11 protein-coding genes are annotated in these 10,025 nt (G+C 73.4%); 8 read left to right on the forward strand and 3 right to left on the reverse strand.

Annotated features, from left to right (window positions below):
* Nucleotides 1–175 precede the first annotated feature (175 nt).
* From AC068A_RS36730 to AC068A_RS36745, 4 genes are all read left to right on the forward strand, one after another.
* Nucleotides 176–361 carry a Trm112 family protein gene (locus AC068A_RS36730; protein ID WP_478590639.1) on the forward strand — a complete coding sequence of 62 codons (186 nt, stop codon included), beginning with the start codon at nt 176–178 and terminating at the stop codon, nt 359–361.
* A gap of 95 nt (nt 362–456) precedes the next feature.
* Nucleotides 457–1,593: an SIS domain-containing protein gene (locus AC068A_RS36735; RefSeq protein WP_478590640.1), complete on the forward strand. Its 1,137-nt coding sequence runs from the start codon at nt 457–459 to the stop codon at nt 1,591–1,593.
* A 43-nt stretch (nt 1,594–1,636) separates the two neighbouring features.
* Nucleotides 1,637–2,794: a mannose-6-phosphate isomerase, class I gene (manA, locus tag AC068A_RS36740; RefSeq protein WP_478590641.1), complete on the forward strand. Its 1,158-nt coding sequence runs from the start codon at nt 1,637–1,639 to the stop codon at nt 2,792–2,794.
* Between the two features lie 106 nt (nt 2,795–2,900).
* Nucleotides 2,901–3,869: a cation diffusion facilitator family transporter gene (locus AC068A_RS36745; RefSeq protein ID WP_478590642.1), complete on the forward strand. Its 969-nt coding sequence runs from the start codon at nt 2,901–2,903 to the stop codon at nt 3,867–3,869.
* Between the two features lie 102 nt (nt 3,870–3,971).
* Here the strand turns inward: AC068A_RS36745 and lepB are convergent, their stop codons facing one another.
* The gene (lepB, locus tag AC068A_RS36750) at nt 3,972–4,679 is read right to left on the reverse strand and encodes a signal peptidase I (RefSeq protein WP_478590643.1); all 708 of its coding nucleotides are present in this window, start codon (nt 4,677–4,679) and stop codon (nt 3,972–3,974) included.
* A 307-nt stretch (nt 4,680–4,986) separates the two neighbouring features.
* Here lepB and ahcY point away from each other — a divergent pair, with 307 nt between their 5' ends.
* The gene (gene ahcY / locus AC068A_RS36755; RefSeq protein ID WP_478590644.1) at nt 4,987–6,423 is read left to right on the forward strand and encodes an adenosylhomocysteinase; all 1,437 of its coding nucleotides are present in this window, start codon (nt 4,987–4,989) and stop codon (nt 6,421–6,423) included.
* Between the two features lie 153 nt (nt 6,424–6,576).
* Nucleotides 6,577–7,200 carry a hypothetical protein gene (locus AC068A_RS36760; protein WP_478590645.1) on the forward strand — a complete coding sequence of 208 codons (624 nt, stop codon included), beginning with the start codon at nt 6,577–6,579 and terminating at the stop codon, nt 7,198–7,200.
* Between the two features lie 27 nt (nt 7,201–7,227).
* Here the strand turns inward: AC068A_RS36760 and AC068A_RS36765 are convergent, their stop codons facing one another.
* Nucleotides 7,228–7,536: a hypothetical protein gene (locus AC068A_RS36765; protein ID WP_478590646.1), complete on the reverse strand. Its 309-nt coding sequence runs from the start codon at nt 7,534–7,536 to the stop codon at nt 7,228–7,230.
* A gap of 37 nt (nt 7,537–7,573) precedes the next feature.
* Nucleotides 7,574–8,530 carry an RDD family protein gene (locus AC068A_RS36770; RefSeq protein WP_478590647.1) on the reverse strand — a complete coding sequence of 319 codons (957 nt, stop codon included), beginning with the start codon at nt 8,528–8,530 and terminating at the stop codon, nt 7,574–7,576.
* Nucleotides 8,531–8,656: 126 nt separating this feature from the next.
* On the opposite strand from AC068A_RS36770, the gene AC068A_RS36775 reads away from it, so the two are divergent.
* A complete protein-coding gene (locus tag AC068A_RS36775; protein ID WP_478590648.1) occupies nt 8,657–9,664 on the forward strand; it encodes a stage II sporulation protein M in 1,008 nt (335 codons plus the stop codon).
* Nucleotides 9,665–9,822: 158 nt separating this feature from the next.
* The coding region (locus tag AC068A_RS36780) for a hypothetical protein (protein WP_478590649.1) at nt 9,823–10,025 on the forward strand (203 nt) is incomplete at its 3' end.

The following is a 10,025-nucleotide window of genomic DNA, read 5'->3' on the forward strand; positions in this document are numbered from 1 at the left end:
GGGCTGGGGGTGGATGTGCGCCGCCCCCCCCCCCTCCCCCCCCCTCCCCCTCCCCCCCCCCCCCCCCCCCCCCCCCCCCCCCCCCCCCCCCCCCCCCCCCCCCCCCCCCCCCCCCCCCCCCCCCCCCCCGGTACGCTGACCTCGCCCAATCCGCATGTTCGAAGGGAAGCGCCCCATGCCGCTCGAAGCCGGCCTTCTGGAGATCCTCGCCTGCCCCGCCTGCCACTCGTCCCTGGAGGACAAGTCGGCCGACGAGACGGCTCCCGAGCTGATCTGCACCGGCCGGGACTGCGGCCTCGCCTACCCGGTCCGCGACGGCATTCCGGTCCTCCTCGTGGACGAGGCCCGCCGCCCCGCCTGAGTACGCCCAGCCGTACGACGCACAGGGCGCCCGCCGCAGCGCCGGGCGCCCGAGCAACCGAGTCGCCCGCCCTTCTGAACCAGCCGGAGGCCGCCATGCTCGACGAGTCGCTCCTCGACGCACCGGAGGAGCTCGCCCGCGCCGACCGCCGCGGGCTGCTCCGCGGAGCAGCCGAGGCGGGGGCCAGAGTCCGCACCGCGGCCCGGCACGCCACCGAGGCCGGCCTGGCCGACCTGCGGCCCGACGGCCGGCCGCGCGCCGTACTCATCGCCGGCCCCGGCACCGCCGCCACCGGCGTGGCCGACCTGCTCGGCGCCCTCGCCGGAGCCTCCGCCCCCGTCACCCGGCTGCACCCCACCGGCGTCGCCCACGCGCCCGGCGCCCTGCGCTGGACCCTGCCCGGCTGGGCCGGCCCCGTCGACCTGCTGCTCGTCACCACCACCGACGGCACCGAGCCCGGCCTCGCCGTCCTCGCCGAGCAGGCCTACCGGCGCGGCTGCACCGTCGTCGCCGTCGCCCCCGAGCGCTCCCCGCTCAGCGAGGCCGTCGACGCCGCCCACGGCCTCCTCGTCCCCATGGCCAAGGCCCCGTACCAGGAGTACGACGAGTCCGCCGCCGCCGGCCCCGGCGCCCTGTGGGCCCTGCTCACCCCCCTCCTGCTGCTCCTCGGCAAGGTCGGCCTGATCACCGCCGCCCCCGAGACCCTCCAGCACGTCGCCGACCGCCTCGACCGCACCGCCGAACGCTGCGGCCCGGCCATCGCCACCTACTCCAACCCCGCCAAGACCCTCGCCGCCGAGCTCGCCGACTCCCTCCCGCTCATCTGGAGCGAGGGCGCCGGCGCCGGCCCGGCCGGCCGCCGCTTCGCCGCCACCCTCGCCGAGCTCGCCGGCCGCCCCGCCCTCGCCGCCGACCTCCCCGAGGCCCTGCCCGCCCACGGCGTGCTGCTCGCCGGAGCGTTCGCGGCCGGTGCCGACCCCGAGGACTTCTTCCGCGACCGGGTCGAGGAGCCACAAGCCCTCCGCGCCCGCGTCGTCCTGCTGCGCGACCGGCCCACGGCCGGGCTGTCCGCCGCCCCGGCCGCACGCGAACTCGCCCTCAGCCACGACACGGCCATCAGCGAGCTCGAACCCGAGGAAGGCGGCGAGCTCGAACAGCTCGCCGAACTCCTCGCCGTCACGGACTTCGCCACGGCCTACCTCGCGCTGGCGGCCACCCGGGGACACGGCTGAGCACGGTCCCGTGCCGGCCCTTCATCCAGGAAGACGGACGAAGATGGACCGCCTGACGAACACGATCCGCCCCTACGCCTGGGGATCGACCACCGCGATCCCCGGGCTCCTCGGCGTCGAGCCCACCGGAGAGCCGCAGGCCGAACTGTGGATGGGCGCCCACCCCGGCGCGCCCTCCCGCGTCGACCGCGGCGCCGGCGAAACCACCCTCGCGGACGTCATCGCCGCCGACCCCGAGCGCGAGCTCGGCGCCGCCGCCGTCGCCAAGTTCGGCCCCCGCCTGCCCTTCCTCTTCAAGATCCTCGCCGCCGGCGCCCCGCTCTCCCTCCAGGTCCACCCCGACCTGGACCAGGCCCGCGCCGGCTACGCCGAGGAGGAGCGCCGCGGCATCCCGGTCGACGCCGCCCACCGCAACTACAAGGACCCCAACCACAAGCCCGAGATGCTCTGCGCGCTCACCCCCTTCGAGGGGCTGTGCGGGTTCCGCCCGCCCCTGGAGGCCGCCCGGCTCCTCGCCGGCCTCGAGGTCAACTCCCTCAAGCCGTACGTGGACCTGCTCCGGGCCCACCCCGAGGAGGCGGCCCTGCGCGAGATGCTCACCGCCGTACTGACCGCCGACCGCGCCGAGATGGCCCACTCCGTCGCCGAGGCCGCGGCGGCCGCCGAACGGCTCGCAGGCCCGTACACCCCGTACGCCACCCTCGTGCACCACCACCCCGGCGACCCGGGCGTGATCGCCGCCATGCTGCTCAACCACGTCCGACTCCAGCCCGGCGAGGCGATGTTCCTCGGCGCGGGCGTCCCCCACGCCTACCTCGACGGCCTCGGCGTCGAACTGCTCGCCAACTCCGACAACGTGCTGCGCGCCGGACTCACCCCCAAGCACGTGGACGTGCCCGAACTCCTGCGGATCGTCCGCTTCGAACCCGGCGACCCGGCAGTGCTGCGCCCCGAGGGCAACGGCGAGGAGGTCTACGACACTCCCATCGACGAGTTCCGGCTCTCCCGCTTCACCCTCGCCCCCGGCGCCGCGCCCCGCACCCTGCCCTCCGGCGCCCCGCAGATCCTGCTGTGCACGGCGGGCCGCCCGAAGGCCGGCGAACTGACGCTCGCCCCCGGCGAATCGGTGTTCGTACCGGCCGGCGAGCAGACCGAACTGTCCGGGACGGGCACCATCTTCCGCGCCACCGTCGTCCTCTGACGCCGGCCCACCGGAGCGGAGCCCGTCGCGGCGGCTGCAAGAATGTGCGGCCGTAGCGCGGCGCCCCGGCCGGGGCGCCGTACCGAGGAAGGGACATCAGGCACCCATGAGTGCGTCGGGCGGAACCAGGGCGATCGTGGCGGCACTCGCCGCCAACCTCGCCATCGCGGCAGCCAAGTTCGTGGCCTTCGTCTTCAGCGGCTCGTCGTCGATGCTCGCGGAGAGCGTCCACTCGCTGGCGGACTCCGGAAACCAGGGCCTGCTGCTGCTCGGCGGGAAGAGGGCCCAGCGCGAGGCGACACCGCAACACCCCTTCGGGTACGGGCGCGAGCGCTACATCTACGCGTTCCTGGTCTCCATCATCCTGTTCTCGGTCGGCGGCATGTTCGCCCTCTACGAGGGCTACGAGAAGATCAAGCACCCGCATCCGATCGAGGACTGGTGGTGGCCGATCGGCGTCCTGGTCTTCGCGATCATCGCGGAGAGCTTCTCCTTCCGTACGGCGATCAAGGAGTCGAACGAGCTCCGCGGCAGCCTCAGCTGGAGCCAGTTCGTCAAGCGGGCGAAGGCCCCCGAGCTGCCGGTCGTCCTCCTGGAGGACCTCGGCGCACTCGTCGGCCTCGTGCTCGCCCTGGGCGGCGTCGGCCTCGCCCTGCTGACCGGCGACGGTGTCTGGGACGGCATCGGCACCCTTGCCATCGGCGCCCTGCTCATCCTGATCGCGGTCGTCCTGGCCGTGGAGACCAAGTCCCTGCTGCTCGGCGAGGCCGCGGGCCTGGAGGAGATCGAGAAGATCGAGGCCGCGGTCGTCGACGGGGAGACCGTCACCCGCCTCATCCACATGCGGACCCTGCACCTGGGGCCCGAGGAGCTCCTCGTCGCCGCCAAGATCGCCGTCCGGCACGAGGACTCGGCGGCGACGGTCGCCGCGGCGATCGACGCGGCCGAGGCCCGCATCCGCGAGGCGGTCCCGATCGCCCGCGTGATCTACCTGGAGCCGGACATCTACAACGCGGAGGCGGCGGCCGCGGGCAGCGACCCGGCCGCCACCCCGGGCGGCCCGGGCGCCCACTGACGCAGGCCCCCATGGCCGAGGGGGCCACGGCTCGGCCTTCACGCCGAAGCCCCCGCAGCACGCGCTGCGGGGGCTTCGGCGTCCCTGGACACGGGCCCCGGGTCAGGGCGTCGGAGCCAACGGGAACCGCGGCTCCGGCTCCGGTACCGCCGCCCGGCGCCGCCGCGCCCGCCGCCGGACCACCCACGCGCCGGTCCCGAGACCGCCGCCGACGAGGAGGACGGCGAAACCGGCGAACATGACGCCCCCGGCCACGATCAGCGCCGTCGGCCGCTCCACGGCCTTGCCGGTCACCGCCGACAGCGGCAGGGAGCCGTGGCCGGGGTCGCCGGTGCGGAACGCCGAGTCGAGCGAGTTCCCGCGGTTGTCCCCCATCAGGAACATCCGCCCCTCCGGCACCGTGACCTCGAAGGAGACGGCCGCCGGCAGCCGCCGGTCCTTCAGGTACGGCTCCTCCACCGGCTTCCCGTTGAGCAGGAGCGCCGCATCACCCGCGCGGTACGAGATCCGGTCACCCCCGAGCGCCACCACACGCTTGATCCCCGGGCCTCCCAACCGCCACCCGGGGGCGTCGAAGAGCACCACGTCCCCGCGCCGGACGCCCAGTTCCGCGGCGTCGCCCAGCGCGAAGTAGGCGATGTCCCCGGGCCGGTACGCCGGATACATGCTCTCCGAGGGCACCGAGTACCCCCGGACCGCCTGCTGGTTCACCGCGAGCGCCCACACCGCAGGCACCGCGACCATCACCGTCCCCACCGCCAGCAGCACCCTCGCCCAGATCCCCAGTCCCCGCCCCTGCCCGCGCCCCATGAATCCGCCCTTCCGCATATGTGTGGTGGCCGGAAGCGTACGGAACCCGGACCCGGATCCCCGCATCTCCGCCCGCCCGCCGGGTCCGGAGCGCACCGGGCCTCTTTGCCCGACCCCCTGGGGCCCGCACCGTTGATCGGTGTAGATTCGACAGCAGTGTCAGGCGTCGCTGCTGATGGCGGTCGGGCGGTCCTCACGACCGGCCGAGGGGAGAGAGGGCCCCCGACGGACTGAGTGCCCGGTGCACCGCCCCCGGCGATGCGCGGCTCAGCCGTACCCACCTCTCGAACCATGAGGAGCAGCACCCATGGACTTCAAGGTCGCAGACCTTTCCCTTGCCGCCTTCGGCCGCAAGGAGATCACCCTGGCCGAGCACGAGATGCCGGGTCTGATGTCGATCCGCCGCGAGTACGCGCAGGCGCAGCCGCTGGCCGGCGCCCGCATCACCGGCTCCCTGCACATGACCGTGCAGACGGCCGTCCTGATCGAGACCCTGGTCGCCCTCGGCGCCGAGGTCCGCTGGGCCTCCTGCAACATCTTCTCCACCCAGGACCACGCGGCCGCCGCCATCGCCGTCGGCCCGAACGGCACCCCGGAGAACCCGCAGGGCGTCCCCGTCTTCGCCTGGAAGGGCGAGACGCTGGAGGAGTACTGGTGGTGCACGGAGCAGGCGCTGACCTGGCCGAACACCCCCACCGGCGGCCCGAACATGATCCTCGACGATGGTGGTGACGCCACCCTCCTCGTCCACAAGGGCGTCGAGTTCGAGAAGGCCGGCGAGGCCCCGGACCCGTCGACGGCGGACTCCGAGGAGTACGGCCACATCCTGACGCTGCTGAACCGCACCCTCGCCGAGAACCCGCAGAAGTGGACCCAGCTCGCGTCCGAGATCCGCGGCGTGACCGAGGAGACCACGACCGGCGTCCACCGCCTCTACGAGATGATGGCCGAGGGCAACCTGCTCTTCCCGGCGATCAACGTGAACGACGCCGTCACCAAGTCGAAGTTCGACAACAAGTACGGCTGCCGCCACTCCCTGATCGACGGCATCAACCGCGCCACCGACGTCCTCATCGGCGGCAAGGTCGCGGTCGTCTGCGGCTACGGCGACGTCGGCAAGGGCTGCGCCGAGTCCCTGCGCGGCCAGGGCGCCCGCGTCATCGTCACCGAGATCGACCCGATCTGCGCCCTGCAGGCCGCGATGGACGGCTACCAGGTCACCACCCTGGACGAGGTCGTCGAGACCGCCGACATCTTCATCACCACGACCGGCAACAAGGACATCATCATGGCCTCCGACATGGCCAAGATGAAGCACCAGGCCATCGTCGGGAACATCGGCCACTTCGACAACGAGATCGACATGGCCGGCCTGGCGAAGGTCGAGGGCATCGTCAAGGACGAGGTCAAGCCGCAGGTCCACACCTGGACCTTCCCCGACGGCAAGGTCCTGATCGTGCTGTCCGAGGGCCGCCTGCTCAACCTGGGCAACGCCACCGGCCACCCCTCGTTCGTGATGTCGAACTCCTTCGCGGACCAGACCCTGGCCCAGATCGAGCTCTTCACCAAGCCCGAGGAGTACCCGATCGACGTCTACACGCTGCCCAAGCACCTGGACGAGAAGGTCGCCCGCCTCCACCTCGACGCCCTCGGCGTCAAGCTGACCACCCTGCGCCCGGAGCAGGCCGCGTACATCGGCGTCAACGTCGAGGGCCCGTACAAGCCGGACCACTACCGCTACTGATCCACCGCCGCAGGCCCGTCCTCGCGGATCCGCAGCACCGAGGCAGGCCCCCGGCACCCGTGCCGGGGGCCTGCCCCGTACACCCCCACGGGCGCGTACGCATACGCGCACGCACGGCATGCCCGCACGCCAGCCAGCAAGGACCCCCAGCCCATGCCCCGCGGCCGCTACTCGCTCCACGACCCCCACGACGGCACCCCGCTCGGCGAGGAGCACTTCCACTGCGCGCCCGGCCCCTCCGGCTGGCGCTACGTCTCCCAGCTGACCGGCCCCGACGGCGGCCACCGCGGCTCGCTCGACCTGGCCGTCGACGAACTCGGCCGCCCCATCCGCCTCGAGGTGAACGCCGCGAGCTGGCAGGTCCGGGGCGCCGCCATCGACGGCGTCACCTGGGTCCGCTCCGACCCCACCGGCACCGAGGCCACCGAGGGCAACGTCCGCGCGGCCGCCTTCACCGGCACCTCGCCGGCCTTCCTCGTCGCCACGGCCCGCCTGCTGCGGCCCGTGCTGGGCGCGCCCGCCACCCGGGTCCGGCTCGTCGCCCTCACCGACCCGGTGCTGGCGCCCCGCACCGTCGACCAGGCCTGGGCCCTGGTGGGGCGTACGGAGCACGCGACGGACAGCGGGCCGCTCGTCGTGGACGAGTACCGGGTCACCGCCCTGGACACGGGCGAGGTCCACACGGTCCACCTGGCAGGTGACGTGGTCCTGTCGGCCCCGGGCATCGAGCTCGAACACCTGGAGAGCCCCCCGTCGGTGTTCCTGCCGGAGGCCTGACCGCGCCGGCGGTGCGCGCTGCTCCGGTCAGGACTCCTCGTCCGGGAACCCCCACCGGACCACGGGCTTCGCATCCGGCGCCACCTCGGCGACCGTCGCCGCAAAGGACTTCTCGAACGCCGGCCGCCAGAGGTAGGAGCGCGAGACGCACAGCGGGAAGTCCGACTCCCCGGAGACGAAGTGCGCGCCGTCGTCGTCCACGGCCACGCCGAGGGTGACCTGGTTCTCGATGCTCTCCTCGTACATCAGCTGCGTCAGGGCCCGGACGACCGCCCAGGCCTGGGGCTCGTCGGCGACGCCGGTGACGTCGAATGCAAGATCGATGTTGACTGACATGGCGGCAGCGTAGGCGGCCCCACCGACAGCGGCAGCCCTACGCGGGCGGCGCGAACCCCGTCTTCCGCACCGGCTCGCCGCCGGACGGCACCGCGGGCGCGGGCGTCGGCCCGGGCGCAGGCGCGGGTTCGGGAGCGAGGGCCGGGGCGGGCGCGGGCATGTGCCCCGCGGGCGCCGCCCCGGGCGGCGCGTACGCACCGGCCGCCGCCACGGCTCCGCCCGGGAGGGCGCCCGGCATGCCCGGCCCCGCAGCGAACGCCCGGGCCGCGTCCCGCGACTGCCGCTCGTGCACCACCGCCATCAGGAACGCGGCCGCCGGCACCCCGGCCGGCGCCGGCGCCCCCGTACGGGCCACCAGGTCGTCCGCCAGCTTCGCCGCCATCGCGGCGCCCACCTGCGGGTCCAGCTGGTTCATCCGGGTCAGGTACTGGCGCACCGCCAGCCACAGCCCCTCCGGCACCGCCGACAGGTCCAGCCCCGTGAACCGCCCCGCCAGCCACGGCGGCGGTGCCGGAACCGGCATCACCTGCGCCCCCGGCACCCGCTCCCGTATGACCAGCGTCCCCCCGAACACGTCCCCGAGCCGCCGCCCCCGTGCCGACACCAGCGAGGCGATGCAGGCCACGCACCCGAAGGTGAGCAGCAGCTCCACGACCCCCATGGCCCCGCGGACCAGCGCGTGCCGGAACCGTATCGGCCCGCCGTCGTCCCGGACCACCCGCAGCCCGCAGGCCAGCTTGCCGAGCGACCGCCCGTGGCTGAGCGTCTCCACGGCGATCGGTACGCCGACGAGCACCAGCAGGAAGCACGCCACCGCGACCGCGGCCTGCGCGGCCTCGTCCAGGGAGGCGGTGGCGAAGGCCAGCCCGATCGAGATCAGCAGGTAGCCGGTGAGGTATACGAACAGGTCGAGGACGAAGGCCAGCGCCCGGCTCGGCAGCCGCGCGGGCCTCAGCCCCAGGACGACCGCGTCCCCCGTCACCAGATCGCTCACCGCTGCACACCCTTCCCGCGCCCGGACCCACCCCTCGGTCACCCAGTCTGCCAAGCTGACCACGGAAGAAGTAGCGCCGAAGCACGGCCGGCAGCAGGGGCCAGGGGCAGGGGGAGCGGCAACCGCATGGATCTCGACGTCTTCGTGACGGCCCACCGGGCGGAATGGGACCGCCTCGAACAGCTGCTGGGCCGCGGTCGCCGGCTGACCGGCGCCGAAGCCGATGAGCTCGTCTCGCTCTACCAGCGGACCGCCACGCACCTCTCCCTCGTCCAGTCCAGCACCCCCGACCCCATGCTGACGGGCCGGCTCACCCAGCTCGTGGCACGGGCCCGGGCGACCGTGACCGGCACCCGCCGCGCGAGCTGGCGCGACGCGGCCCGTTTCTTCACCGAGGGCTTCCCGGCCGCCGTCTACCGCAGCCGCCGCTGGTGGATACCGACGGCGCTGCTCTCCACACTGCTCGGCGTGCTGATCGGCTGGTGGATCGCGACCCACCCCGAGGTCCAGGCGGCCATCGCCGCGCCGGAGGAGCTGAAGGCGCTCACGCAGCCCGGGGGCGGCTACGAGACGTACTACTCCAGCCACCCGGCGGCCTCCTTCGCCGCCAAGGTGTGGACGAACAACGCCCAGGCGGCCGCGATGTGCCTGGTCCTGGGTGCGTTCCTGGGGATCCCCGTGCTCTGGATCCTCTTCCTGAACATGGTCAACCTCGGCGTCGGCATCGGCCTGATGACCTCCGCCGGCCGGCTGGACGTGTTCCTCGGCCTGATCCTGCCGCACGGCCTGCTGGAGCTGACCGCGGTGTTCGTGGCCGCCGGAACGGGCCTGCGGCTCGGCTGGACCGTCATCGACCCGGGCCCCCGGACCCGCCGGGCCGCCCTCGCCGAACAGGGCCGGGCCGCCCTCGGCATGGCCATCGGCCTCGCGGCCGTCCTGTTCGTCTCGGGCCTGATCGAGGGCTTCGTGACCCCGTCCGGCCTGCCCACCTGGGCGCGCATCGGCATCGGCGTCGCCGCCGAGGCCGTGTTCCTGGCGTACGTGTACGTGCTGGGCGGCCGCGCCGCACGGGCAGGCGAGGCGGGCGACGTGGAGGCCGCCGACCGCACGGCCACGCTCCCCACGGCGGCCTGATGTGCGTACAAGGCTGCTGAGCTGCTAGTCTCCTCGTCGTCCCGGAAAGACTGTTGACACGGTCGGAACGGGGAGGTAGATTCGAACGGTTGCCTCGGAGTGGACAGTTCGGCAGCGACGGTCTAATATCTACTTCGCCCCCAAGGAATCCAATTCCCATGGGGCGCAACCGACTCCTCGTTCAGGAATCCGAAGCCGGGAAATCCGGTGGAGAACTTCTGATAGAGTCGAAATCGCCGGAAAGGGAAAACGCGAAAGCGAAGAACCCGGAAAGCGAAGCGCGAAACACTCTGATAGAGTGGGAAACGCAAGAACGAAAGCCCGGAGGAAAGCCCGAGAGGGTGAGTACGAAGGAAGCGTC

Source organism: Streptomyces sp. NPDC043854 (assembly GCF_056436005.1).

Coding starts and splice junctions, on each gene's coding strand:
- AC068A_RS36730 (WP_478590639.1), top strand. CDS start 176: ATGCCGCTCGAAGCCGGCCTTCTGGAGATCCTCGCCTGCCCCGCCTGC.
- AC068A_RS36735 (WP_478590640.1), top strand. CDS start 457: ATGCTCGACGAGTCGCTCCTCGACGCACCGGAGGAGCTCGCCCGCGCC.
- manA (WP_478590641.1), top strand. CDS start 1,637: ATGGACCGCCTGACGAACACGATCCGCCCCTACGCCTGGGGATCGACC.
- AC068A_RS36745 (WP_478590642.1), top strand. CDS start 2,901: ATGAGTGCGTCGGGCGGAACCAGGGCGATCGTGGCGGCACTCGCCGCC.
- lepB (WP_478590643.1), bottom strand. CDS start 4,679: ATGGGGCGCGGGCAGGGGCGGGGACTGGGGATCTGGGCGAGGGTGCTG.
- ahcY (WP_478590644.1), top strand. CDS start 4,987: ATGGACTTCAAGGTCGCAGACCTTTCCCTTGCCGCCTTCGGCCGCAAG.
- AC068A_RS36760 (WP_478590645.1), top strand. CDS start 6,577: ATGCCCCGCGGCCGCTACTCGCTCCACGACCCCCACGACGGCACCCCG.
- AC068A_RS36765 (WP_478590646.1), bottom strand. CDS start 7,536: ATGTCAGTCAACATCGATCTTGCATTCGACGTCACCGGCGTCGCCGAC.
- AC068A_RS36775 (WP_478590648.1), top strand. CDS start 8,657: ATGGATCTCGACGTCTTCGTGACGGCCCACCGGGCGGAATGGGACCGC.